This window comes from Rhodococcus sp. 14C212, assembly GCF_011058195.1.
GTDB lineage: Bacteria > Actinomycetota > Actinomycetes > Mycobacteriales > Mycobacteriaceae > Rhodococcus > Rhodococcus aetherivorans.
Map to the genome: position 1 here is coordinate 1 of NZ_JAALEH010000085.1, position 25552 is coordinate 25552.

Annotated in this window: 25 protein-coding genes; 14 read left to right on the forward strand and 11 right to left on the reverse strand. The window is 71.6% G+C overall.

Annotation, left to right across the window (positions count from 1 at the left end; genetic code table 11):
• The 5 genes from G6038_RS24795 to G6038_RS24815 all read left to right on the forward strand — a co-directional run.
• Positions 1-422, forward strand: a 422-nt coding sequence (locus tag G6038_RS24795) for a hypothetical protein (protein WP_165040702.1), incomplete at its 5' end; no start/stop codon positions are given.
• A gap of 84 nt (positions 423-506) precedes the next feature.
• Complete coding sequence (locus G6038_RS24800; RefSeq protein WP_165040704.1) at positions 507-983, forward strand: hypothetical protein; 477 nt, start codon at positions 507-509, stop codon at positions 981-983.
• A 1-nt stretch (position 984) separates the two neighbouring features.
• The gene (locus tag G6038_RS24805) at positions 985-2823 is read left to right on the forward strand and encodes a glycoside hydrolase family 15 protein (protein ID WP_165040706.1); all 1839 of its coding nucleotides are present in this window, start codon (positions 985-987) and stop codon (positions 2821-2823) included.
• A gap of 52 nt (positions 2824-2875) precedes the next feature.
• Complete coding sequence (locus tag G6038_RS24810) at positions 2876-3517, forward strand: hypothetical protein (protein ID WP_165040707.1); 642 nt, start codon at positions 2876-2878, stop codon at positions 3515-3517.
• A complete protein-coding gene (locus tag G6038_RS24815; RefSeq protein ID WP_165040708.1) occupies positions 3514-4917 on the forward strand; it encodes an FAD-binding oxidoreductase in 1404 nt (467 codons plus the stop codon). Before G6038_RS24810 ends, G6038_RS24815 begins: the two co-directional genes overlap by 4 nt.
• Before the next feature lie 46 nt (positions 4918-4963).
• Here the strand turns inward: G6038_RS24815 and G6038_RS24820 are convergent, their stop codons facing one another.
• Entirely contained in the window at positions 4964-5410 is a 447-nt protein-coding gene (locus G6038_RS24820) for a MarR family transcriptional regulator (RefSeq protein WP_165040709.1), read from the reverse strand.
• An 82-nt stretch (positions 5411-5492) separates the two neighbouring features.
• Here G6038_RS24820 and G6038_RS24825 point away from each other — a divergent pair, with 82 nt between their 5' ends.
• A complete protein-coding gene (locus G6038_RS24825) occupies positions 5493-6116 on the forward strand; it encodes a DsbA family protein (RefSeq protein WP_165040710.1) in 624 nt (207 codons plus the stop codon).
• 17 nt (positions 6117-6133) lie between these two features.
• Positions 6134-6781 carry a maleylpyruvate isomerase family mycothiol-dependent enzyme gene (locus G6038_RS24830; RefSeq protein WP_165040711.1) on the forward strand — a complete coding sequence of 216 codons (648 nt, stop codon included), beginning with the start codon at positions 6134-6136 and terminating at the stop codon, positions 6779-6781.
• A gap of 7 nt (positions 6782-6788) precedes the next feature.
• Here G6038_RS24830 and G6038_RS24835 read toward each other — a convergent pair whose 3' ends face one another.
• Together G6038_RS24835 and G6038_RS24840 are read right to left on the reverse strand one after the other, a co-directional pair.
• Positions 6789-7043: a hypothetical protein gene (locus G6038_RS24835; RefSeq protein ID WP_165040712.1), complete on the reverse strand. Its 255-nt coding sequence runs from the start codon at positions 7041-7043 to the stop codon at positions 6789-6791.
• Positions 7044-7486: 443 nt separating this feature from the next.
• Entirely contained in the window at positions 7487-8632 is a 1146-nt protein-coding gene (locus tag G6038_RS24840; protein WP_165040714.1) for an LLM class flavin-dependent oxidoreductase, read from the reverse strand.
• Between the two features lie 274 nt (positions 8633-8906).
• Here G6038_RS24840 and G6038_RS24845 point away from each other — a divergent pair, with 274 nt between their 5' ends.
• Both G6038_RS24845 and G6038_RS24850 read left to right on the forward strand, forming a co-directional pair.
• A complete protein-coding gene (locus G6038_RS24845) occupies positions 8907-9587 on the forward strand; it encodes a class I SAM-dependent methyltransferase (RefSeq protein ID WP_165040715.1) in 681 nt (226 codons plus the stop codon).
• A gap of 56 nt (positions 9588-9643) precedes the next feature.
• Positions 9644-10483: an alpha/beta fold hydrolase gene (locus G6038_RS24850; protein WP_165040717.1), complete on the forward strand. Its 840-nt coding sequence runs from the start codon at positions 9644-9646 to the stop codon at positions 10481-10483.
• Positions 10484-10492: 9 nt separating this feature from the next.
• On the opposite strand, the gene G6038_RS24855 is transcribed toward G6038_RS24850, so the two are convergent.
• Complete coding sequence (locus tag G6038_RS24855; protein WP_165040719.1) at positions 10493-11476, reverse strand: DUF389 domain-containing protein; 984 nt, start codon at positions 11474-11476, stop codon at positions 10493-10495.
• Between the two features lie 138 nt (positions 11477-11614).
• Between G6038_RS24855 and G6038_RS24860 the strand changes: the two genes are divergently transcribed.
• From G6038_RS24860 to G6038_RS24875, 4 genes are all read left to right on the forward strand, one after another.
• The gene (locus tag G6038_RS24860; RefSeq protein WP_165040721.1) at positions 11615-11950 is read left to right on the forward strand and encodes a sigma factor-like helix-turn-helix DNA-binding protein; all 336 of its coding nucleotides are present in this window, start codon (positions 11615-11617) and stop codon (positions 11948-11950) included.
• Positions 11902-12348 carry a hypothetical protein gene (locus G6038_RS24865; RefSeq protein ID WP_206025575.1) on the forward strand — a complete coding sequence of 149 codons (447 nt, stop codon included), beginning with the start codon at positions 11902-11904 and terminating at the stop codon, positions 12346-12348. Before G6038_RS24860 ends, G6038_RS24865 begins: the two co-directional genes overlap by 49 nt.
• 84 nt (positions 12349-12432) lie before the next feature.
• Entirely contained in the window at positions 12433-12885 is a 453-nt protein-coding gene (locus G6038_RS24870; protein WP_240918715.1) for a DUF6069 family protein, read from the forward strand.
• A gap of 398 nt (positions 12886-13283) precedes the next feature.
• Positions 13284-14453, forward strand: coding sequence for a globin domain-containing protein (locus G6038_RS24875; RefSeq protein WP_165040738.1), 1170 nt, complete (start codon positions 13284-13286; stop codon positions 14451-14453).
• Positions 14454-14466: 13 nt separating this feature from the next.
• On the opposite strand, the gene G6038_RS24880 is transcribed toward G6038_RS24875, so the two are convergent.
• From G6038_RS24880 to G6038_RS24910, 7 genes are all read right to left on the reverse strand, one after another.
• Positions 14467-14958, reverse strand: a complete 492-nt coding sequence (locus G6038_RS24880; protein ID WP_165040725.1) for a TspO/MBR family protein — start codon at positions 14956-14958, stop codon at positions 14467-14469.
• Positions 14959-14993: 35 nt separating this feature from the next.
• Positions 14994-15224, reverse strand: coding sequence for a hypothetical protein (locus G6038_RS24885; protein WP_165040727.1), 231 nt, complete (start codon positions 15222-15224; stop codon positions 14994-14996).
• Positions 15225-15305: 81 nt separating this feature from the next.
• Complete coding sequence (locus G6038_RS24890) at positions 15306-16964, reverse strand: ABC transporter permease (protein ID WP_346772912.1); 1659 nt, start codon at positions 16962-16964, stop codon at positions 15306-15308.
• Positions 16961-17902: an ABC transporter ATP-binding protein gene (locus G6038_RS24895; RefSeq protein ID WP_017680172.1), complete on the reverse strand. Its 942-nt coding sequence runs from the start codon at positions 17900-17902 to the stop codon at positions 16961-16963. The genes G6038_RS24890 and G6038_RS24895 overlap by 4 nt, the downstream gene beginning before the upstream one ends.
• 69 nt (positions 17903-17971) lie before the next feature.
• Entirely contained in the window at positions 17972-20557 is a 2586-nt protein-coding gene (locus tag G6038_RS24900; protein WP_165040729.1) for a cation-transporting P-type ATPase, read from the reverse strand.
• A 181-nt stretch (positions 20558-20738) separates the two neighbouring features.
• Positions 20739-22040 carry an MFS transporter gene (locus G6038_RS24905; RefSeq protein ID WP_165040731.1) on the reverse strand — a complete coding sequence of 434 codons (1302 nt, stop codon included), beginning with the start codon at positions 22038-22040 and terminating at the stop codon, positions 20739-20741.
• Positions 22041-22141: 101 nt separating this feature from the next.
• Positions 22142-23809 carry an AMP-binding protein gene (locus G6038_RS24910; RefSeq protein WP_165040733.1) on the reverse strand — a complete coding sequence of 556 codons (1668 nt, stop codon included), beginning with the start codon at positions 23807-23809 and terminating at the stop codon, positions 22142-22144.
• 289 nt (positions 23810-24098) lie between these two features.
• Here G6038_RS24910 and G6038_RS24915 point away from each other — a divergent pair.
• Positions 24099-25552 (forward strand): FHA domain-containing protein (locus tag G6038_RS24915; protein WP_165040735.1); only part of this gene is annotated, 1454 nt, incomplete at its 3' end.

Sequence of the window (25552 nt, forward strand, 5' to 3'; positions counted from 1 at the left end):
CGTCCCACCCCACCCCGGCCGGCACGAACGCCGGCGCCCGCCAGGCCTTCGTCCTTCTCCGGACCGTGTTCACGGTGGCCCCGATCGCCTTCGGTCTCGACAAGTTCGCGAACCTGCTCACCGACTGGGAGCGCTACCTCGCACCCTGGATCGACGACCTCGTCCCGGGCACCGCCCACCAAGCCATGCTCGCGGTCGGCGCGGTCGAGATCCTCGCCGGCATCATCGTCGCGATCAGACCCGCCATCGGCGGCTACGTCGTGGCCGCATGGCTGCTCGGCATCATCGTCGACCTGGTCACCCTCGGTGGCTACCTCGACATCGCGCTGCGCGACTTCGGATTGGCGGTCGCCGCCCTCGCCCTGGCCCGGCTGGCCACCGCCCCGGTGACCCGCCGCGGACACACCCCGAGCGCATCGTGAAACCGAGCCGCCGGCTCACGGACGCCCGACCGCGACCGTGGACCGGCGGCGGCAGCGACCTCCACACCGAAAGGTGACTCCGCCATGGACTGGGCCGGATGGGCGCTCTTCGGATCGGTGGCCACCACCGCCCTGACCGCAGTCATGATCGCCGCACAACTGGCCGGTTACAGCCGCCTGGATCTGCCGCTCGTGCTCGGCACCGCCGTCACCGCCGACCCGGATCGTGCCCGGGTGGTCGGATTCTTCCTCCACCTCGCGATCGGCCAGGCCTTCGCACTCGGCTACGCCGCCACCTTCGCGCTGCTCCACCGGGCGACGTGGTGGCTCGGCCTGCTGCTCGGCCTGCTGCACGTCGCGGTCGCCTTGACGGTCCTGCTGCCCCTGCTGCCGGGCGTGCATCCGCGCATGGCCTCCCATCGAGCCGGGCCGCGGAGCACCGCGGTCCTCGAACCGCCCGGACTGCTCGGTCTGAACTACGGCGCGCAGACCCCCGCCGTCGCCGTCGCCGCCCATCTCGTCTACGGCACCGCACTCGGCCTTCTCCTCCAGGTGCGCTGAAATGAACTTCAGGATAACCGGTTTCGACGAGAACGGGCTCGAGGACAGGGCGGGCGCCCAGACCCGGATCGGGGACTACGGCCTGCTGGGCGACACCCGCACCGCGGCGCTGGTCTCCGGCGACGGATCGCTCGACTGGCTCTGCGTGCCCCGGTTCGACGGAGATCCCGTCTTCGGCCGACTCGTCGGCGGAGCGGCGGCGGGGCGGTTCCGGCTCGGCCCCGAGGGGCATGCCACCGTCGTCCGGCGCCGCTACCGCACGCACACCGCCACGCTGGAAACCACCTGGAACCTCGGCAACACCCGGCTCACCCTGAGCGAGGCGATGATCGCGGAGGTGGCCGGACGGCTGCTCCCGGCGACCGTCCTCGTGCGGCGCCTCTCCGTCGAGGGCGACGCCGCGCGCGTCGTCGTCGAATTCGATCCGAGGCTCGGTGAACGGCACCGCCCCCCGAAGGTGCGGCGCGGTCCCGACCTCGTGTGCGAGTGGGGCTCGCTCGCCCTGTCCCTGACCTGCGATTCCGGCACCCCGATCACGCCGGGCCGGCCGACCTCGATCATCGTGGCCCCGCGGCATCCGGTCACCGTCGTCCTGACGGTGGCCCACCGCGAGCCGCTGATCCACCTCCCTCCTGCCGCGGCCTGGGAACTCGTGACCGAGGACGAGGCACGCTGGCGGGCGTGGACGGCGGAGATCGCTCACGATCTGCCCTGTCGTGAGGCCGTCGTGCGAAGCCTGCTGACGCTGCGGCTGCTCACGTATTCCCCTTCGGGGGCGCCGATCGCCGCCCCGACGACGTCGTTACCCGAGTGGCCCGGCGGGGTCCGGAACTGGGACTACCGCTACGCCTGGCCGCGCGACGCCAGCATCGGCGTCGCAGCCTTCCTGGGAGCGGGCAAGGTCGACGAGGCACGCGGGTTCCTCGGATGGCTCCTGCACGCCAGCCGCCTGCAGCGGCCCCGCCTGCCGGTCCTGTTCACCCTCGACGGCCGGCACGCCCCCGCCGAACGCCCCCTGCCGGGATGGCCGGGCTTCGCGGGCAGCGTACCCGTGCGGCTCGGCAACGACGCGGCCGATCAGCATCAGCTCGACGGCTACGGCTGGGTCGTCGACGCCGCGTGGACGTTCGTCCGGTCCGGTCGGCCGCTGAATTCGGAAACCTGGCGCATGGTCCGGGGATTCGCCGATCATGTCTGCGCACGGTGGCGCGACCCGGACGCCGGCATCTGGGAGATCCGGGGCGACGCCGACCACCACGTGCACTCCAAGATGATGGCCTGGCTGGCACTCGACCGTGCCCTGCGCATCGCCGAGACCCATCACCTGTCCAGCCGTCGCCGCCGGCGCTGGCTCGCGGCGCGAGACGAGCTCGCCGGCGAGGTGCTCGCCCGCGGCTTCGACCGGATCGGGAATCGGTACACCCGCACCTACGGGTCCCGTGACGTCGATGCCGCGCTGCTGGTGCTCCCCGTCCTGGGCATGGAGGATACGGACTCGCCCCGGGTGCGCGGCACGATCGACGCGATCCGCCGCGAGTTGTCGGCCGGGGGTCCTCTGCTCTATCGATATCCCCCCGGACAGGACGGGCTGCCCGGCGTGGAGGGCGCGTTCCTGCCGTGCTCCTTCTGGCTGGTCCAGGCGCTGGCCTTCACCGGTCGGCAGACCGAAGCCGGGGAGCTGTTCGAAACGCTGCTGCGGCACGCCGGCCCCCTCGGCCTGCTCCCGGAAGAGGTGGACCCGGGCACCGGCGCCTACCTCGGCAATTTCCCGCAGGCACTCACCCATGCCGCGGTGGTACAGGCCGCCCTCGCCCTCCGGGCTCACAGGGGAAGCCGATGAGTGGGACCTCCGAGACCTTCTCTCCCCGGCTCCGGTGTGGAACAGTTTCCTCATGGCGATCCGCACGATCGCAGGCGTCGCGGCAGCGGTGAGCGCATTCGTCTTCTACCGCCGGTGGCACCTGCGGTGGGGAGCGACGACCGCCGAGCGCGCCGGTGCGATGCCCGGCGACGACATCCTCTCCTCGGCGACGTTCACAGCGACCCGTGCCCTCACGATCGAGGCGCCGGCCGAGTGCGTGTGGCCGTGGATCGTCCAGGTCGGCTACAACCGTGCCGGCTTCTACTCCTACGACCGTCTCGACAATCTGGGGCGGCCCAGCGCGACGACGATCGATCCGCGCCTGCAGTGCATCGAGGTCGGCGACGTGGCGGCACCGATGGCGAGTCCGGCCACGGCGGCGACGTCCTTCCGGGTGCACTCCTTCGATCCGGGGCGCTGCCTCGTCTGGGCGAAGCCGGATTCGACGTGGTCGTGGCGCCTCGACCCCGTCGACGACGGGCGACGGACCCGGCTCGTGAGCCGGTTGAAGGCCTCCTACCGGCCCACGCCGTCGCTTCCACTCACCGTCGCGCTGATGGAACTGGCCGATTTTCCGATGATGCGCAGGATGCTGCTCGGCATCCGGGAACGCGCCGAACGCCTCGCCGGAGACGATCCCGCCTGCTCCCGGCAACGTCTGGAGGACACATGACTCGTACGACCGGCGACCTCGGCATGCTGCGGGCCGCGATGGAGGGCCCGGTTCTCGGACCCGGCGACGCGGACTACGACGAAGCGCGCACGGTGTGGAACGCCGACATCGACCGCCGCCCGGCCGCGATCGCACAATGCCGGAGCACCGCCGACGTGAAGGCGGCGATCGCCTACGCGACCGAGCACGGAATGGAGATGGCCGTGCGCGCGGGTGCGCACAGCACCGCGGGCGCCTCGGTCGTCGACGACGGCCTGGTGATCGACCTCGGATCGATGGATCACGTCGTCGTCGATCCGGAGAGCAGGCGAGTGCGGGTCGGCGGGGGCGCCCTGTTGCGCGACCTCGATGCCGCCACGCAGGCCCACGGGCTCGCCGTCCCGGCCGGCCTGATCAGTCACACGGGCGTCGCGGGCCTGACGCTGGGCGGGGGAATGGGCTGGCTCACCCGGCAGGCCGGATTGAGCATCGACAACCTCGAGTCGGCCGAGGTCGTCACGGCCGACGGCCGGATCCTGCGTGCCGCCGAGGACGAGAATCCGGACCTGTTCTGGGCGATCCGGGGCGGCGGCGGCAACTTCGGGGTGGTGACGGAGTTCGAGTTCCGCCTGCACGAGGCCGGCCCCGTCGTGCAGTTCGGGCTCCTGTTCTGGGGCCTGGATCAAGGTACCGAGGTGCTGCGGCTCGCCCGGGAGGTCGTCGGTACGCTGCCCCGCGAGCTGAACATCGTGATCGCCGGCGTGAACGCCCCACCCGCCCCGTTCGTGCCCGAGCAGTACCACCTCCAGCCCGGCTATGCCTTCCTGGTCACCGGTTTCGGAGCACCGCAGACGCACGAGGACGCGCTGGCGCGGATTCGGCGCGCTCTGCCACCGCTGTTCGAGTTCGTCACGCCGATGCCCTACGTCGACGTGCAGCAGCTGCTCGACGAGGGCAACGCGTGGGGCTTCTACTGCTACGACAAGGGCTGCTACGTCGAAGATCTCTCCGACGATCTGATCGCGACAGTCGTCGATCTTGTGCCGCAGAAGAACTCGCTCCTGTCGCTCCTGTTGTTCTACCGGCTGGACGAGGCGTACTGCGAAACGAGGGAGGACGACACCGCGTTCGGTGGCGGACGGACGCCCCGCTTCGCCGTCTTCATCGTCGGCGTCTGCCCCGATCCCGGTCTGCTGCCACCGGAGCGGGCCTGGGTGCGGTCCGTCTGGGAGGCCCTGCGCCCGTATTCGGTCGGCATCGGCGCGTACGTCAACTCCATGGCCGAATTCGAACAGGACCGGGTGCGCGCCGCCTACGGCCCCACCAAATATGCCCGACTGGCCGAGATCAAGGCGAAGTACGATCCGCACAACGTCTTTCACCGGAACGCCAACATCGTTCCCGACGTACGGCGCGCGTGACACCGGCGGATGATCGCCCCACGTCCGGTGGGACGTGGCCGGGCGACTACTCCCCCGACGGCCGATACGGATCGGTGATCTCACGGAGCAGGGTGAGCGCCTCGCGCAGCTGCTTCATCCGGCGCGCGCCGAGATGCTCGGTCCATTCGGCCTCGATCCGCGCCTCCTCGGCCCGGGCGACGCGGCCGGCCTCGGCGCCGCGCGGAGCGATCCGCACGAGTCGCGCGCGGGCGTCGGTGGGGTCGACCGTGCGTTCGACGTAGCCGGCCCGCTCGAGCTGGTCGACGAGGAAGCTCGCCGTCTGCTTGGCCACCTGGGCCTGTTCGGCGAGATCTGTCAGCCGGGTCCCACCGGGTCCGATCCGGGCGGCCACCCGCGCCTGGGCGAGCGTGATGTCGTCGTAGCCGGCGCGTCGCAGCGCCGCGAGGATGCGGTTCTCCGCCGAGCGCTGGGCGATGAACATCAGCACGGCGGCACTGAGGTCCTCTGCCATCATCCTCCCTTGCCGATAGTCCGATCATCGAACTATATTGGTACCAACATCGTACTGATTGTGCCCGTTCGGGAGGTGCGATATGCCCGGTGAACCGATCGTCGTGGACTTCTACTTCGACCCCGTCTGCCCGTACGCATGGATCGCGTCCCGGTGGTTGCTCGAAGTGGAGCGCCGGCGGCCGCTCGATCTGCGATTCCATGTGATGAGCCTGAAGATTCTCAACGAGAACCGCGTCGATGATCCCGCCTATCTCGCCCACATCGAACGCTCCGTCGGTCCGTCGCGGGTGGCCACGGCCGCTGCCGTCCACTTCGGCGAGGCGGTACTGCGGGACCTCTACACCGCGTTCGGCAACGCGATCTTCGATCGATGGCGCTACCCCGACCCGGACGAATACCGCACCGCGATGACCGGTGCGCTCGGGCGGACCGGTCTGCCCGTCCGGCTCTCGTCCGCCGGAGACTCGACCGAGTACGACGACGCGCTGCGCCGCAGCCACGACGCCGGAATGGCGCCCGTCGGCCGCGAGGCCGGCACACCGACCGTACACATCGACGGCGTCGCGTTCTTCGGTCCGGTGCTCAACTCGATTCCACGCGGCGACGACGCCGTGCGCGTCTTCGAGGGCGCGCGATTGCTGTCCGGCTTCGCGGACTTCTTCGAACTCAAACGCACCAGGACCCGGCCACCGGTGTTCCACTGAAACGGAAGGACCCAGCCGTGAACGACGACGAGGTGTGGGCTGCGATCGACAACGAGCGACGACGCACGGCCGACCTGCTCGAGCAGCTGTCCGACGACGAATGGACACAGCCGTCGCTGTGCGACGACTGGACGGTGCGCGACGTCGCGGCCCACCTGACCCTGCAGCAGCTGACCGTCGGGGACTGCGTCCGGATGGTTCTGCGTCATCCCGGCCCGCTGAACTCGATGATCTGCGCCGCCGCCCGCCGACGGGCGGCCCTGCCGACCGACCGGTTGATCGCGGACCTGCGCGCGACGATCGGTTCCCGCCGCCGCAACGTGGGGCTGACCAGCCTCGAGCCCCTGACCGATATCCTCGTGCACGGCCAGGACATCGCGATCCCGCTGCACCGCGACCTCGAGATGCCGGTGACCGCGGCGGCCGCGGCGGCCACCCGCGTGTGGTCCTTCGGCGGCAAGGGCAAGGCCCGCGTCAACCGCTCCCTTCCCCTGCGCGGCTACCGGCTCACCGCCACCGACGTCGAATGGTCGGTCGGGGAGGGGCCGGAGATCCGGGGGCCGATCTCCGCGATCCTGTTGCTGCTCACCGGCCGTCGCGTGGCGCTGCCCCGGTTGTCGGGTGCGGGCGTGGACGACCTGCGTGCGCGGGTGTCGTCCGGGTGATCCGGGCTCAGGACGAGCCGCGGCGCTCCCACGCCGCGGTGATCTCGGGATATCCGGCCGTGATCTCGTCGAGCCGCTTCTCGGATGCGGTCTCGATCTCGGCGCGGTGCCGCTGCGCCGCCACCAGGGATCCGTCGAATTCCCCAGAGATCGGCACCGGGCTCCGGTCGCCGGGGCCCGGGGCACTCGTCTCCAGGGCACCGATGATCTCGTCGAGCCGCTGGGCCACGGACCTGCGCTTGTCGTCGTTGTGCGTCTCCATATGGCATGGCATACCCGTCCCGCTGCGCGCCACACCGCGGTTCGACGAGTTCTCAATCCAGATGGGAGTGTTCACCTATGCCGTATTGCCCCGGCCCGAACACAGATCGGCGGAGTCGACCGGACGGTAATCCCACCGAGCGACACCCGGCGATCACACGGATCCGGATCTGTCGTCGTAGCCCGGTCGGCCAGGAGTTCACGAGTTGGTGGACACGCTGGAACGACACCCCCAGTACCTCGCCGATGTCGCGGAGAGTTGCGCCGCGCTCTTCGAGCGCTCACAGTGGTCGCGAGATCGGTTGCGAGATAGCTGAATTCGATCGCCTCGACATCCGCGGCCTTACCCCGCGCCGACCGCCCCGGCGGCGGCGATCCGGTCCGCCGGCAAATGGGTCGACGACGGCTGCGAGAGCCCGGCGGTGACGACGACGATGCGGCGGCTCATCGGGCGTCGGCCTCCTCGGCGGCGGACAGATCCACCTTTGCGGGAACCACGAGGCGGTGCGGGGAATCCGGGCCCGCGGCGACGAGCGAGGCGTGCGCCGGGGGCTCCGACGGCACGTGCGCCGGGCGGCGTCGTTCGAACTCGGTGCGCAGCACGGGCACGACCTCGCGGCCGAGGATCTCGATCTGCTCGAGCACCACGTCGAGCGGCAGGCCGGCGTGGTCCATGAGGAACAGCTGCCGCTGGTAGTCGCCCGCGTAGTCGGCGAAGCCCAGGGTGCGCTCGATCACCTGCTCGGGGGTGCCGACGGTGAGCGGGGTGGTCGCGGAGAAGTCCTCGAGCGACGGTCCGTGACCGTAGACGGGGGCGTTGTCGAAGTACGGCCGGAAGACGCGCTTGGCCTGCTCCTCGGTCTCCGCCATGAACACCTGGCCGCCGAGACCGACGATCGCCTGGTCGGCGGCGCCGTGGCCGTACTGCTCGAACCGGGTGCGGTAGAGGCCGATCATCTGCTGGATGTGTTCCCGGTTCCAGAAGATGTTGTTGTGGAAGAAGCCGTCGCCGTAGAACGCGGCCTGCTCGGCGATCTCCGGCGAACGGATCGAGCCGTGCCACACGAACGGCGGGGTGTCGTCGAGCGGCCACGGGGTCGAGGTGTAGCCGCGCAGCGGGGTGCGGAACTTGCCTTCCCACTCGAGTGCCTTCTCCCGCCACAGGCGGCGCAGCAGGTGGTAGTTCTCGATCGCGAGCGGGATGCCCTGGCGGATGTCCTTGCCGAACCACGGATAGACCGGGCCGGTGTTGCCGCGGCCCATCATGAGGTCGACGCGGCCGCCCGAGAGGTGCTGCAGCATCGCGAAGTCCTCGGCGATCTTCAGCGGATCGTTCGTCGTGATCAGCGTCGTGGCCGTGGAGAGGATCAGTTTCTCGGTCCTGGCGGCGATCCAGCCGAGCATGGTGGTCGGCGACGACGGGACGAACGGCGGATTGTGGTGCTCGCCGCTCGCGAAGACGTCGAGCCCGACCTCCTCGGCCTTCAGCGCGATCTTCGTCATCGCGACGATGCGTTCGTGCTCGGTGGGTACGCGGCCCGTGGTGGGGTCGCGGGTCACGTCGCCGATGGTGAAGATGCCGAACTGCACGATGAGCCTCCGTCACTAGTTGATTACTCAACTATACGAACCGGTGCGATGCGGCCGCTATTCCGGCCACCCGTACACCGGCGTGGCACCCGACCGAGAGTCGCGATGTGATCGCCACGACGGGGCACGGGAGCGTGACCGTCTGCCGGGCCCACGATTCGGACCCGCCCGCAAAGCAGGCCGAGGCACGATGGGTCGGTCGGCATCGACGCCGGCGCGCCCGACCGCACAGGGTCGGCCGTCCACGGCCGGAAGTCACGAGGGAGGCACGGACATGGAGCATGTCGACCGCGACGCCCTGGACGCCCAGCGCGGCCATTGGCAGCGCACCTACCGCGACAACCCGACGATGTACGGGCCCACGCCGAGCGAGCCTGCCCGGCGCGCCCTCGAGCTGTTCGACCGCGAGCAGGTGCATGACGTCCTCGAACTCGGCGCCGGCCAGGGCCGGGACACGCTGGCCTTCCTCCGGGCCGGGTTGTCGGTGACCGCGCTCGACTACGCGACCGAGGGCCTCGGCGAACTCCGGCGCGTCGCGGCCGAGGCCGGCGTGGCCGACCGGCTCACGACCCGCGTGCACGACGTGCGGGAACCCCTGCCCGTCGCCGACGCGTCCGTCGACGCCGTCTACAGCCACATGCTCTTCAACATGGCCCTCACCACCGAGGAGATCGACGCGCTCGGCACCGAAGTGCATCGGGTGCTCCGCCCGGGCGGCTGGCACGTCTACACCGTGCGGCACACCGGCGACGCCCACTTCGCCACCGGGACGGACCGTGGCGACAACCTGAGCGAGCACGGCGGCTTCGTCGTCCACTTCTTCGATCGGACCCTCGTCGAGCGTCTGGCGCAGGGTTTCACCGAACCGCAGGTGGAAGCCTTCGAGGAAGGCGACCTGCCGCGGCGACTGTGGCGCGTCACGCAGCAGAAGATCCGCCCCACGGCGGCGGGATGACACCCGTTCGCGCATTTCGCGCCCCCGGACACCCGCCGGACGCGAGGATGGGCGGCATGGTCGGCATGGTCGGCAGGCTCGCCCTCGTAGCGCTGATCGCGGCGTGCAGCATCGCGACCGCCGCACCCACGGCGGTCGCCGAACAGCGTGCCCCGGAGGCTCCGACCGGCCCGCCGCAGAGCACCTTCGGGGCCGCGCTCGCCTACTCGCTGGCCCATCCCGGCGTCGTCCCGGCCGGGACGAACGATGTCGACTGCGTGCCCACACCGGCGCACCCCGAGCCGGTGGTGCTCGTCCACGGCTTCCTCGAGAACTCCTACGCCAACTGGGCCGGGTTGGCACCGGCGCTGAAGGCCGAGGGCTATTGCGTGTTCGCACTCGACTACGGCGCACCCGCCGGCGAGCCGTTCAAGGCGCGCGCACCGATCCCGGACGGCGCCGCCGAGCTGGCGGCGTTCGTCGATACCGTCCTGGCGGAGACCGGCGCCGAGCGGGTGAGCATCGTCGGCCACTCCAAGGGCGGTGCCGTCCCCCGGTGGTACGTGCGGTTCTACGGCGGGGCGGACAAGACCAGCCGCATCGTCGGGCTGGCGCCGGCGAACTACCCGTCGCTCGGGCCGCCGTCGGCCGCGCAGGATGCCGTACTCGCCGAGCTCAACGCCGGCAGCGACACCGTCGAGGGCGTCTCCTACACGGTCGTCGCCACCAGATACGACCAGGTGATCATCCCCTACACGGCGTCGTTCCTCACCGGGCCCGGCGCGCAGAACATCCTGCTGCAGGACGTGTGCCCCGCGAACACCGCCGACCACGTCTCGATCCCCTACGATCCGGTCGCCGAGCAGCTGGTGCTGGCCGCGCTGGACCCGTCCGGGGCGCGGCCGGTCGTGTGCTGAGCGCCGCCCCTACCCGCCGGGCAGGCGCCGCGTTCCGCCGATGACGAGGGTGACCTCCACGTCGACGTCGCGCAGCCCCGCCTGGTTCAGGGCGTCGCGCAGGGTCGCCGCATCCGCCTCGGGCGGCGGCCCGAGCGCCTCGATCCACAACACGGACTCCCGGAATCCGATGTCGGTGATCACCCAGCCCTGTTCCTGCGCCCACTGCTCCGCGACGGGGGCGACGTCGGCCTTCAGCGTCTCCTGCCGGATCATCCGGGTGCTGGACACACCCAGGGGGACCGCGACGAGCACGACCGCGGCGACGACCGTGAGCACGCTGAGGCCACGCAGGTCCCCGACCGTACGGCCGGCGCGGTGCGCCGCCCCCCGCACCCCCGCCAGCAGGAAGACCAGGGTGCCGGTGGCGACGATCGCGGCGACGTTGGTGGCGAACAGCAACAGCGCCCCACCGGCCTGCCGCGTCGCGCCGGACTCGAGGGTCAGGCCCACCACCGCGAGCGGTGGCACGAGCGAGATCGCGATCGCCACCCCGGGCAGGGTGTCGGACACATCGCGCCGCACCAGCGCGAAGGCCCCGACCGCACCGGTGGCCAGGGCGGCGACGAGGTCGATCATCCGCGGCGCGACCCGTCCCGCCACCTGGCTGTTGTTCTGCGCGAGCACGTCCAGCGGATCGAGCAGGCCCACCGCGAATCCGGTCGCGACCACCGCGGCCGATCCGGCCACGACGAGCAGCGCGGAGGCGATCAGGTTGCGGTGGTCGTTGAGGACGACGGCCAGCGCCGTCCCGACGATCGGCGTCATCAGCGGCGCCACGATCATGGCGCCGATGACGGTGGCGGTCGAGTCCGCGACGACGCCCGCGGAGGCGATGACCGCGGCGAGCACGAGCAGGGTCCAGAACGTCGCGCGCCGGGAACGGGGCCGGTCGTCCTCGGACAGGAACAGGGTGGACGTCATCCGCTCGATGTCCTCGGTGGTGGGTCTCACGAAAGCCTCCTGGTGCGTCGTTCCGCGAGTGCATCACAGCAGACGCCGCGTGCCCACAGGATCGGGACACCGGTCCCTTCCGTCCGGGACACCGGTCGCGACACGATATCCCGCACCGGACGGAGGAGGACGCACGCGGTGACGACGGACGAGGCGGCGGCGACACGACCCTCGACGCTGATCGCTGCCCTCCCGCACCGCTACCGCGCCGTGCTGCACCTGCGCATCGCGTGTGGCCTGTCGATCACCGACACGGCCTGTGCCCTGAACACCGATGCCGCCTCCGTCCGGCTCGCCCAGCACCACGCCCTGAACCTGCTCCGGCAGCAGCTCGGCCACGCCCGGAACATGTCGGACCCCCGGCGCACACTGATCACAGAACCGGGGACCACCTCGCCCGGACGTACCGAGGAGGAGCGAGTGCCATGGACACGGGGTGTGGGGCCTTCTTCAGCTGGACCTCACGACGGGTGACGTTGCCGCACTGCCTGCGTGCCGTCGCGGCGGGAACACCCGCGCGGTCCGGGCTGACTCTCGATCACCGGCTCGCCTCGGGCACCGTCCGTGGCCGGCTGCTGGTCTATCACGACGCCGACGACGACGCCGACTACGTGGCCCTGCTGGTCGGCGACGTGGCCGGATCGGACGACGTGCCCGTGCGGGTCGTCGACGAGGAGCGACTGCTGGTGGAGGGCGCGCGCAGCACCGAGCCGGTGGAGATCCTCGTGGGCGCCCCCGACGCCCGCGACCCGGATGCCGAGCAGCGCGAGCTCGACCGGCAGCTGTGCCTGGGCGGCCCCGTGCGTTCCATGCTCGCGCATTCCGGTGCCCGTTCGGTCACCGTGGACTGGTGCGCGGTGGCTGCGGCATAGCTCGTGCGGAAAGAACTTGACCTCGAGTCGACTCGAGGTTGAACGATGAGCAACGTCAGTTCATCGGCCCTTCCGGAGGACACCATGAGTGTTGTCAAGCCTCTCGACCGCACCACCACGTCGACCCTGCCCGCCTTCTCGCTCAGCCGTCCGATGGCGGTGCTCGTCCCGGTCGTCGTGGCTCTCGTCGCCAACGTCGCACTGTGGCTCGTCGGCCTCGCCGCCGGCGGCTCGTTCGAGGTGACCAACGGCGGCACCGTCGAAAGTGCCGCCCCGGGCGGCGTTCTCGTCATGACCGTCGTCCCGCTCACCGTCGGCATGGGTCTCGCGGCGCTGCTCAGCCTGCGCTGGTTCGGCATCGTCCGCGTCGCCGAGGTCGTCGGCGCGGTGGCCGCGCTCGGCACCATTGCATCGACGATCGTCGCCGACTTCGACACCCCGAGCACGATCACGCTGGCGCTGATGCACGTGGTGATCGCACTTGTCGTCGTCGGGGGGCTCGAGGCGATGCGCAACCGCATTGCAGCCCAGCGGTAACCACCGGGGCGACGCAACCGTCCCGGGCAACCGGCCCGAAGGTCCCGATTGTCGAGGGACCTTCGGGCCGCCGCCGCATCCTCCGACGGCGGTGACCGACGGCACGGAGACCGACGCGTCTTCCGTTCCTCCCCAGGCACCTTCGCAGCGATGCGGCAACCGACTGCAGGTGGTGCCGGTCGCACACGCGGCGCAGGCGTTCGTCCACAGCATTTGTCCACAGGACCGAAGTACCCGACCGGCCGGGACGTACGTCCCGAGATCCGTTCCCCTGCCGACCGTTCCGGACACACGGCGATTCGCGACAAGCAGCATTCCGCCCTAGAGTCGCTCCCGGTGCGACGCGTCCGGCCTGCGCCGCGCCGCACACGGACAGGATCGCGGAGGTGGCGGACATTGTGGACCCGAGACTGTGTGCGCTGATCCACGGTAACGTCGAGGCCGTGTCCGCCCGCCCGGACGGCCTGCAGACCCTGTCGAAAGCCTTCTACGCCAACCTGTTCGCGCGTCATCCCGAGACCCGGCAGTACTTTCCCGCCGCCATGGGCGAGCAACGCGAACGCATCCTGCACGCCGTCGTCCACGTGGTGGACCGGCTGAGCCGGCCCGAGACCGTCGTCCCGTTCCTCGAGCAGCTCGGCCGCGACCACCGCAAGTACGGGATCGAGCCGTGGCAGTACAAGGCGCTCACCGAGGCCCTGATCGATGCGGTGGCGCAGGCCGCCGGCGACGACTGGACCACCGAGCTCGACGACGCGTGGCGCCACGCGCTGCACCTCGTCGCCACCACGATGACCGAGGCCGCGGCCGCCGAAACCGGCCCCGCCGCCTGGGTGGGCACCGTCGTGGAGCACCGCAGACCGCTCGACGACGTCGCTGTCGTGCGCCTGCGACTCGACCAGCCGATGGTGTACGAGCCGGGACAGTACGTGAGCGTGCAGGTTCCGGGCCGGCCGCGCATGTGGCGTTACCTGTCGCCGGCGACGCCGCCGGACGCGGACGGCGCCGTCGAGTTCCATGTCCGTCGCGTCTCCGGCGGCTGGGTGAGCCCGTACATCGTCAGCCACGCCCGCGTCGGCGAGACGTGGGTGCTCGGCTCACCGATCGGCGCCCTGGGGGCGGAGACGATGCGGCCCGGCCCCGGTCGGCCGCGCCCGCTGCTGATGATCGCGTCGGGGACCGCGATCGCCCCGATGCGGGCCCAGCTCATGGCCCTCGCCCGGCGTCCCGCCACGCGGGCGGTCACCGTGTTCTACGCCGGGCGCTACCCCTGCGACCTCTACGACCTGCCGACCCTGTGGCACCTCGTCCGCACCAACCCGTGGCTGACGGTCGTCCCCGTGACCGAGTCGTCGACCAACCCGTGGTGGTTCACCGGCGCCACCGATCCGCCGGCCGGCCTGTCCCTCCTGGAGGGCCCGGTGAGCCGGTGCGTCGCCGAGGCCGGGGACTGGTCGGGGCACGACGTGCAGATCGCCGGGTCCCCCGCCATGACCCAGGCGACCAAGTTCCGGCTGCAGGCCGCCGGCGTGCCCGTGGACCGCATCCGCCACGACCCGCTCTACTGACGTCCACGCCCGGTCAGGACCGGTTGAGCCGCGCGATCCGGCCGCTGAGGACCGTGGCGAACGCGCACCACACCGCGTACGGACCGAGCGCGGCCCCCGCCGCCGGCTTCGCGAGGGCCGCGCGGCGCGCGAGGTCGGCGCTGCTCACCGTGAGCGCTCCGGCGACCACCGTCGCCGGCACGAGCCGATGCGCCTTGAAGAACACCCACGACCAGGACGCGTTGAGGACCAGGTTCACCGCGAGGGCGGCCCGGTAGTAGGTGGCCTCGTCGACCCGCGCCTCCGATTCGAGTTCGTCGATGGCCACCGCGGAACTCACCGCGATGTCGCCGTACAGTGCCGTCCACACGACGGGGAAGACCGCACCCGGCGGCTGGAACGACGGCTTTCGCAGTCGCCGGTACCAGCGCGTGTCCGCGTCCCGTGAGGCGATCGATCCCGCCACCGCCGTCGCGGCGGTCGCCGCGGTCGTTCCGAGCAACGTGCGGCCGAACATGCTCGACATACCTGCTCTCCTTACTCTCGCCGTCGGCGAGGTCGTCACATCGCGAGGTCGTGGATCTGGGGGAAGGGCCGCTGCGGATGCGGGGGCGAGGGCTCGGGATCCGGTTCCGGCGGGAACGGCGGCTGCGGCTCCGGTGGGGTCGGCACCGGATTCGGCTCCGGCGGGAACGGTGACGGCGGCGTGGGCGTCGGCGGGATCGGCGGGGCGGGCTCGGGCGAGCCCGGCTCCGTGTCCGGGTCCGGTCCGGTCAGGCCGGGGACGATCATGGCGGGTCACTTCCGATCATCGGCGAGCGGTGTTCCGGGTATACCCGGTGCGGCGGCGGCGCAACCCCCCGGTCCGGCACGTCAACGGCGGGCCGTCGCGCCCTCCGCCCGCGGATCCCAGCGGAAGGCCCGCGTCGCGACGATCGCGGCGGCCACGAGCCATGCGGTCATCACCGCGAGTCCACCCCACAGGATCCTGGGGCCGGACGGATCCAGGGCTGCGGCAACCGAATTCGCGAAGTGCTTGAGCGGGAAGACCGAACCGGCCGTCTGCATCCACGCCGGGGTGTCGCCGAGGAGGAAGACGTCGGAGAAGAACGCGAGCGGCAGGAGAATCGCCAATCCGACCGCGGAGACCGCCTTGCTGCCCGGCAGCACCGCCGCCAGAGCGAAACCGCACGCGGCCAGCGTCGCGGTGCCGAGCACCACCACCGCAGCGGCGAGCAACACGCCGGGCCCGGACAGGACGACGCCGAAGAAGACGAGACCGACAGCCATGACGAGGGCGGCGGTGACCAGAGCGATCCCCAGCGTCGACACGGTGTGCCCGGCCATGAAGCCGACCGGCCCGAGCGGCGTGCCGCGCAACCGCTTCAACACCCCACGGTCCCGGGCCCGCACCACCGCCTCGGGCATGTTGACGAAGGCGGTGACCGCTGCGCCCCACGCCGCCATGCCCGCCGCCGAGGACAATTCCGGCGGCACCCCGTCGGCGGCGGCGACCCCGTCCGGCAGCACGGCCATGATGAAGGCGTACAGGCCGACCGGCAGGGCGACGGCGAAGAAGACCCATCCCGGGTCGCGCGCGGCCGCTCGCGTGGCCCAGCCGACCTGGCCGAGGACCAGCCGGGCCGTGGAGGGCCGTCCGGGCGCGTCGGCATCGACGGCCCGGTCCCGTCGCGACGCAACAGCCGGGGCGGGCGCGCGCCCGGTGCCGCCCCGCGCGGGGTCCCAGCCGAAGGCGCGCACCGCGACGAGGGATGCGGCGAGCGTCCACGCCGCCATCACAGCCAGCGCACCGGGATCCCAGCCGCCGCCGGAGGCGAACGGATCGAACTGCCCCTGCAGCGCCTGGTTGAACGGCTTCAGCGGGAAGACGGACGCGATCGAATCCGCCCACCCCGGCAGGTCGCCGACGATGAAGAGCCCCGAGAGGAACCCGAGCGCCACGGCGCCGGCGATCGACACGGCCTCCGCGACGGCGGCGGACGGGGACAGCGCGGCCACGGCCAGCCCGAGCGCCGCGAAACAGGCGATCCCCACGGCGATCGTCACGACGGTGGCCGGTGCGGTGCGCCACAGGATCTGCACGTCGTAGGCGAGCGCCCCGACGATCAGCATCGTCAGCACCGAGCACAACGCGAACACCACGGCGCCCCCGACGCGGCCGGCGAGGTAGATCCAGGCGGGCAGGGGGGTTCCGCGCACCCGCTTCAGCACCCCCTGCTCCCGCGCGGTGGCCAGTGCCGTCGCCACGGTCGGCCAGGCGGCGTAGAGCACGCCCATCACCACAGCGGTGGGCGTGACGAACTGCATCACGCGCACGCCGCTGTTCTCGTCCACGGTGGCGTTACCGGCGAGGAACCCGATGACGACCAGCCAGGTGAGGGGGAACAGGAAGGTGAAGACGAAGACGACCCGCACACGCCACAGGTCCACGACGGTGTGGCGCAGCTGCTCGGCGAGCAGGCCGGCCACGGCCGGGCGCCCGGTCCGTGCGGCGGTCCCGGGGAAGCTCACGACGACACCTCCGCCGAGCGGGCGATCTCGCGCCGCAGGTCGTGCCGGGCCACCAGCTCGAGGTAGACGTCCTCGAGGGACGGGCGGGCGACGGTCAGGGCGGGCAGTTCGAGTCCGCGGTCCTGGGCCCAGCCGGTGAGCCGACGCAGCGCCGCGGTCGGGGTGGACGTGCGGAGCTGCCACTCCGCGCCGTCGGTGGCCAGCGGTCCGCCCAGGTCGGGCAGCTCCGACGGTGCCGCGCCGGGCGGCAGTCGGAAGCTCACCACGGCGGCACTGCCCTGTTCGCCGCCGATCTCGCCGGGCGTACCCACGGCGATCATCCGTCCGGCGACGACGATGCCCACCCGGTCCGCGAGGTGCTCCGCCTCGTCCATGTAGTGGGTCGTGAGCAGGACGGTCTTGCCGAGGCCCCGCAGGGACTCGACGAGATCCCAGGCGCGGCGCCGGGCGGCGGGGTCGAACCCGGTGGTCGGTTCGTCGAGGAACAGCAGGTCGGGGTCGCCGACGAGGCCGAGTGCCAGGTCGAGGCGGCGGCGCTGGCCCCCGGAGAGGGTCTCGACCTTGGCGTCGCGCTTGTCGGTCAGGCCCACCAGCTCCACGACGTCGTCCACACCCAGCCGGCGCGGATACAGGGACCGGTAGTGGCGGACGAGCTCCCGGACGGTGAAGTGCTCCTCGAAACCGGCCTCCTGCAGGACGATTCCGATGCGTTCGCGAAAGTCCCGCCCCCCGGTCTCCGGGTCGAATCCGAGCACGTCGACGTGTCCGGACGTGCGCCGGCGGTGTCCCTCGAGAATCTCGACGAGGGTGGTCTTGCCCGCACCGTTCGGTCCCAGCAGCGCGAAGACCTCACCGGCCCGCACCGCGAACGACACCCCGTCGACGGCCCGCACGTCTCCGTAGTGCTTGTGCAGATCCGTGACTGTGACGACATCCATGCGACTCCTCCCCTTCGGTCCCATCGTGCGCGTGCGGCGGGATGCCCGCACCCCGAACGCCCCGCGGGCTCACCGTCGGCGACGGCGCACCCGCTTGTACACGGAGTCGACCACGAGGACCGCGGGGATGCCCAGCAGCGCGACACCCAGCGCCTCGAGCGGCGGAACCGCGTGCCCGAGAACGTCGGCGACCGGGCCGACACCGAGGAAGACGACGAGGGCGACGAGTTCGGCGAGCACGGCCCACAGCAGCAGCCGGTTCGAGCCCCACCCGAGCTGCCACGGCGGCCGGGTCGCGCTGCGGCAGGCGAACGCGGCGCCCACCTGACCGAGGACGACGGCGGCGAACGCGGCACCGGAGGCCGCGAGAAGCGCCGTCCCGGTGGGAAATTCGCCCCCGGGGCGCCAGCCCGCGACGAGCAGCGCCACGAGGAACGCGCTCATCTCGACGATCGCCTCGGTCGGCCCGAGCACGCCGAACACCCGGACCAACAGGGTCCCGTCGACGAGGTGGCGGCGTTCCGGTGGGCGTTTCAGCGTGTCCCGGCTCGGGGGCTCGCCGCCGAGGGCGAGCGCCGGCAGCAGATCGGTGCCGATGTCGATGCACAGGATCTGCAGCACCCCCAGGGCGAGCGGGAACTGCCCGCCCGACAGGCCCCACAGCGCGAAGGGCGTCAGTTCGGCCACGTTGGAGGTCAGGTGATAGCTGAGGAAGCGGCGGATGTTGGCGTAGGTGGCACGGCCCTGTTCCACCGCGGTGAGGATGGTCGCGAAGTCGTCGTCGAGCAGCACCAGATCGGCGGCCTCGCGCGCGACGTCCGTGCCGCCCTCACCCATCGCCACCCCGATGTCGGCCTGCCGCAGGGCCGGTCCGTCGTTGACGCCGTCACCGGTCATCGCCACCACGTGGCCGCGGTCCTGCAGGGCCCTGGCCACGCGCAGCTTCTGCTCGGGCGAGACACGGCTGATCACGATGCCGTCCCGGTCGAGCAGGGCACCGAGCAGCTGATCGTCCTCGGGCAGGTCCTTCCCCTGCACCACCCGGCCCGCGGGCCCGAGCAGCCCGATCTCACGGGCGATGGCGCGCGCGGTCTCGGGATGGTCGCCGGTGAGCATCGCGACCTTGATGCCGGCGCCGCGGGCGGCCCGCAGCGCGGCCGGGACGGCGGTCCGCGGCGGATCCTCCATGCCGAGCAGGCCGAGGAGTTCGAGGTCGCGTTCGGCGAGGTCCGGGTCGGTCTCCGGGCCGGGATCGGCCAGGGTCCGGCGGGCGACGGCGAGCACCCGCAGGCCCCGCGACGCCATGTCCGCGAGCGCCTCCTCCGCCCGGTCGACGAGCTCGCCCGGCTCGGCACAGCGCGGAAGCACCGCGTCCGGGGCGCCCTTGAGAAGCAGCCGCCCGCCCACGATCACCGATTCGCGGCGGCGCCGGGGATCGAACACGAACCGGCGGGTGACCGGCCCCGGCTGTGCGCCGGGACCGGCGAGACGGGCCGCGAACGCGGCGATCGCCGCCTCCATCGGGTCGCCGACCGCCCGCCACTCGTCGTCGTCGAGGGTGATCCCGCCCTTCGAGGCGGCCGCGCCGGCGAGACCGGCGGTCGCGGCCGCCGCCACCGCCGACTCCGGGCCGGTCACCGCACCGGTGGGCGCATACCCCTCCCCGCGCACCGCGACGGTCCCGGCCGGGGTCCACGCCTCGACGACGTTCATCTGGTTCTGGGTGAGCGTGCCCGTCTTGTCGGTGCAGATGAACGTCGTCGAACCGAGGGTCTCGACGGCCTCGAGGTTGCGCACCAGCGCGTTGTCGCGGGCCATGCGCTGCGCCCCCATCGCCAGCGACAGCGTCACGGTGGGCAGCAGCCCCTCGGGCACGAGGGCGACGGTGATGCCCACCGCGAAGAGGAAGGCGTCCTGCCAGGAGATCCCCACCAGGAGAGACACGGCGAAGAACACCGCGCCGACGCCGACGGAACCGAAGGCGAGCGTCCGGACGATGCGCTGGATCTCCCGATCGAGCGGGCCGGGTGGACGTCGCACCGACGTGGTCAGGGCCGCGATACCGGCGAGGCGGGTGTTCGCACCCGTGGCCGTCACGATCCCTTCGGATTCGCCCTCGGCGACGAACGTTCCGGCGAACACGGCCGCGCCGGCCGTGCGGAGCACCGGTTCGCTCTCCCCGGTGAGGGTGGATTCGTCGAAGGTGCAGCGGCCCGCGACCGCGAGGGTCAGATCGGCCGGGACCCGGTCGCCGCCGGTGAGCACGACGACGTCGCCGACCACCAGGTCACGGGCGTCGACGGTGCGCAACGCCCCGTCGCGCCGCACGACGATGGTGGTGGGCAGCAGCTCCCCCAGGCGTTCGGCGGCCTTCTCGGCGCGCTCCTGCTGCACGAAGGCGAAGATGCCGTTGACGACGATCACCACGATCACGGCGATGCCCAGCTCCGGCATGCCCGCGACGAACGCGAGGGCCGAAGCGAACCACAACAGCAGCGCGAAGAAGTGCGTGAGCTGCGCGATCAGCCTGCGCCACCACGGCACCCGACGCGCGGCCGGAAGCTGGTTCGGCCCGTCCCGGCGGAGCCGCGCGGCGGCCTCCCTGCCGGTGAGCCCGTCGCTGTCCAGCAGCCGCGCACCGGAATCTGCCTGCACACCGCCTCCTCGCCCACGGGATCGACGTGTCACCGCGACGAGGAGCGGGTACAGCACGCCGGGACCGGTCCCGCCGCTGCGGCAGCCCCAGCGTATCGGCATCCGGGCCGGGCCGCGGGACGTCGCGGGACACGGCTGCGCCCCGCCGGTTCCGTGCCGGCGGGGCGCAGTCGATCGTCCGTCAGGCGTGCTCGAGGCGGATGCCCTTGGTCTCCCTCATGAAGACGCAGGCGATGCCGGTCAGCACGCACAGCACCATGATGTACACGCTGAACGCCCATCCGAGGCCGCGGCCGATCAGGAGCTGATTCAGGTACGGGGCGGTTCCACCGAACACCGCGACGGAGAACGAGTACGCGAAGCCGATCGCCTGGGTCCGCAGCCGGGTGGGGAAGCTCTCCGACAGCGTCGCCGACAGCACCGACGCGGGGACGGACACGACGAGCAGCGCGACGGTCGTCGCGACGAGCAGGGTCCATCCGGCCGAGGAGATCATCATCGTCAGCGGCAACTGCAGCACGAGCATCAGGCCGGCGAACGCGAACAGCATCGGGCGGCGGCCGATCCGGTCGGACAGCATGCCCCAGAAGGGCAGGGAGACGAGCGCGATCGACTGGGCGATCACCGACATCCAGTAGGCGACGTCGGGATCCATCCCCTGCTGGGTGATGGCGTAGGTGGAGACGTACGACGTCCAGGTGTAGTGGGCGGCGGTGATGCCCGAGGTCATGCCGATCATCAGCAGGATCGCGCGGACGACGGTCTTCCGCGGGATGCGCGGCTGCTCGTCCTGCTCCTGGTGAGCGTCGAACACGTCGCTCTCGTCCATGCTGCGACGCAGGTACAGGGCGACCAGGGCCAGGCACGCGCCGATGAGGAACGGGATGCGCCAACCCCAGTCGGCGACGGCGGTTTCGGAGAGCGACGAGGTGACGGCGCCACCGATGCTGTAGGCGAGGACCGAGCCACCGAAGATCGCGATGAAGGCGACGCTGCCCCACATCCCGCGACGGTGCGGCGGGGCGATCTCACCGACGTACGAGTAGGCGGTGGCCGATTCGCCGCCGTGGGCGAAGCCCTGCATGATCCGCGCGGCGAGCAGGATCAGCGACGCCCACGCCCCGATGGACTCGTAGGTGGGCATGATGCCGATGACGAGGCTGCCCGTCGCCATCATGAGCATCGTGGTGACGAGGACGAACTTGCGGCCCCGCCGGTCGGCGATGCGGCCGAACACGATGCCGCCGAGGGGGCGCATGAGGAAGCCGACGGCGAAGACCGCGAGCGTCGACAGCAGCGCGGAGATCGGATCGGAGTTGTTGAACATCACCGCGGCGATGAACGGTGCGAAGACCGCGTAGGCGCTCCACTCGTACCACTCGAGCACGTTGCCGACCGCGCTGGCGAACAGCGATTTCTTCTTCGATGCGAGGGTGGGCGCGGTGTCGACCGCACCCCGGGTGTTCCGGACGTCGGTGTTCACGTCGTATCTCTTTTCGTTCGCGGGAGCGGTGGCCGAATGTCACATGGGTTCGATGTGGCCGAACCCGTGTGACATTCGGTCACGCCGGAGGGGACGGACCGTCAGGCGGTCGGGGTGGGGGTCGTGCGATCGCGCAGGTCGCTGCGCCGGATCTTGCCGGTCTGGGTCTTGGGGAGGTTCTCGACGATGTGGACCCGGCGGGGCCGCTTGTAGGCGGCGAGACGGTCGCGGACGAAGTCCACGAGTTCGCTCTCGGTGGCGTGGGCGTCGCGTTCGAGCGACACGTACGCCACCACGGATTCGCCCTGGTAGTCGTCGGGCTGGCCGACGACGGCGGCCTCGTGGACGGCGGGGTGCTCGTACAGGGCGTCCTCGACCTCGCGGGGCCACACCTTGTATCCCGAGACGTTGATCTGGTCCTTCAGGCGGTCCACCAGGTAGACCCAGCCGTGCCGGTCGATGATCGCGCCGTCGCCGGTGCGCAGCCGCCCGCCCGGCAGGGTGGCTGCGGACGCCTCCGGGTTGCGCCAGTACCCGGAGATCACCTGCGGGCCGGACAGTTCCAGTTCACCCTGCCTGCCGGGTTCGACATCGGCGCCGTCCGCGTCGACGACACGCGCGTCGAGCAGGGGCAGCGGGACGCCGATCGCGAGGGTGCCGCTGGCGGGGTCGACGGGTGCCCGCCGCCCGGGCGGTACCGCGATCACGCCGGAGGAGGTCTCGGTCATGCCGTAGGCGTTGTGGATGTACTTGCCGAACTTCGCTTCGAACTTCTCCACGGTCGCGGGCGGGATCGGCGCGCCGCCGGAGTAGAGGGTCTTGATCGAGGCGAAGTGGCGGGCGTCGGCGCCGGGGGTTTCGTACAGGGCGTTGAACACCGTGATCGAGCCGATCGTGAACGTGACCCCGTGCTCGACGAGGGTCTCGAGCGCGACCTCGGCGTTGAAGCGGTTCGCGAAGACCAGGGTGGTGTCGTGCACCAGCGCCAGCGTGGCGTTGATGACGGCGCCGGTGATGTGGAACAGCGGGGCGACGGCGAACACCGCGTCGCCGGCGGCCAGGCCGACGAAGGAGCCGAAGGTGGTGGCCACGGCCAGCACGTTGGCGTGGGTGTTCATCGCCCCCTTCGGCGGACCGGTGGTGCCCGAGGTATAGGCGAGCAGCGCGACGTCGTCGCCGGTGATCTCGACGGGGGACGGCCGCCGGCCCCGGTGTTGTTCGATCAGCTCGACGAGGTCACCGTCGGGCGCCGCCACGGAGCGGTCCGTCGTCGGGAAGACCCGGGCGTCGTCGCGGGTCTGGAAGTCCAGGTCGCTGGTGCTGAGGATCCAGCGCACGGAGCTGTCGCGGACGGTGTCCGCGGTCTCCGCGGCGGCGGTGTCGGCGCACACGATGCCGACGATCTCGGCGTCGTCGACGAGGCGGCGCAGTTCGGCCCGCCGGTACATGGGGTTGAGCACGAGCGCCGCGGCCCCGAGCTTCCACAACGCGAGCAGGGTCAGCGCGTACTGGGGGATGTTCTGCAGGTAGATGCCCACGCGGTCGCCGCGCCGCACCCCCCGAGCGGCGAGGGCGACGGCGAGGGCGTCGGAGAGCTCGTCGGTCTCGCGGGCGGTCAGCACACCGTCGAAGTAGGCGATGGCCTTGTCGTCCGGGTCGGCGTCCACGCGGGCGCGCCACGCGTCCACCAGGGAGACGAACGGCACCGCCGGCTCGGGGTCGAGCCCGTTCGGGTAGAGCGCGGTCCAGGGGCGCTTTTCGGACGTCACGACGCAGTTCCTTCCACTCGACTGCGGGGGCTTCCCACCGCGACGACCGATCGCTCGGTCGGTAAGCGGTCTGTCAGTAGTGTCCTGGGCCACACAAGCGCCTGTCAAATCGGACAGACCACACGCACATCCGCCGGGCCGACGGCCTGGCCTGGGCATTCCCGGAGTGGGAGAATCGGAGATCGACCGGCTCCCGGCACGCGACGCGACGAGCGGTCGGAAATCGTCGGTGGGCGGTCGAGAACCGCACGTCGGTGCGAGCGGACACGTCTGACGGAAGGCCGAGACGATGGACGACCTGGAGACCCGGCACGCGCAGGTCCTGCTCGAATGGGACGACGGGCGCGCCGGCTACGGCCCCGGCACCACGGTGCGCATCGGCCGCGACCGATCGATGGACGTCACCCTCGACCACCCGGTGGTCTCCCGGGAACACGCGTTCCTGCAGTGGGACGACGGGTGGTATCTCGTCGACTCCGGCAGCAAGAACGGGATTTTCGTCGACGGCCGCCGGGTGGAGCGGGTCCGTGTCACCGGAACCGTCGTCGCCCGGCTCGGCGACCGGGCCGAGGGACCCGACCTCCGGCTCTCCGTCGCCGAACCCGAGGCGACCCGCGAGCGCAGATGGGGCCTGCTCGACCAGCTGACCGCGGTCCGCGCCGGCGAGACCCGTGGAGCGCTGCGCCGGCCCCGCCCCGTGCCCCGGCCCGGCGACGTGTCGATCGGCCGCGCCGCCGACAACGCCGTCGTCGTCCCCGACGTCCTGGCCTCCCGGCAGCACGCCGCCCTGCGCAGCGGACCGGCCGGTCTCGAGATCGAGGACCTCGGCAGCGTCAACGGCACGTTCGTCGCCGGCACCCGGATCACCCGCGCCGCCCTCGCCGAGGGCGACGTCGTGACGATCGGCAACACCGACCTCGTCGTCCGGGAGAACACCCTCGTCCCCCGGGAGAAGGAGGCGGCTCCCGCGACCGGCGGCCTGCGCGTCCGCGCCGTCGGACTGACCATCGAGGGGAACCGGCGACTGCTCCACGACGTCACCCTGGCCGCGCCGCCCGGCACCCTCACCGCGGTCATCGGCCCCTCCGGCGCCGGTAAATCCACCGTGGCCAAGATCGTGTCGGGCACCGGCAACCCCACCGACGGGGTCGTGGAGTTCGACGGCCACAGCGTGCACGCCGAATACCAGGCCCTGCGCTCCCGGATCGGCCTCGTCCCCCAGGACGACGTGCTCCACCGGCAGCTCACCGTCCGCGAGGCCCTCGGCTACGCCGCCGAACTGCGGCTGCCCCCGGACACCACCCGCGCCGACCGCGACGAGGTGATCGCCCGGGTGCTCGCCGAACTGCAGCTCACCGAGCACGCCGGCACCCGCGTCGACCGCCTCTCCGGGGGCCAGCGCAAGCGCGCGTCGGTCGCCCTCGAACTGCTCACCGGACCGTCGCTGCTGATCCTCGACGAACCCACCTCCGGCCTCGACCCGGCGCTCGACCGGCAGATCATGACCACGCTGCGCCGCCTCGCCGACTCCGGCCGGGTCGTCCTCGTCATCACGCACTCGCTGTCCTACCTCGAACTGTGCGACCAGGTGCTACTGCTCGCCCCCGGCGGCAAGACCGCCTACGTCGGGCCGCCCGGCGAGGTCGGCGCCGCCCTCGGCAGCACCGACTGGGCGGAGATCTTCGCCCGCGTCGCCGCCGAACCCGACGCGGTGCACGCCGAGCACCTCGCCCGCAGTGCGGC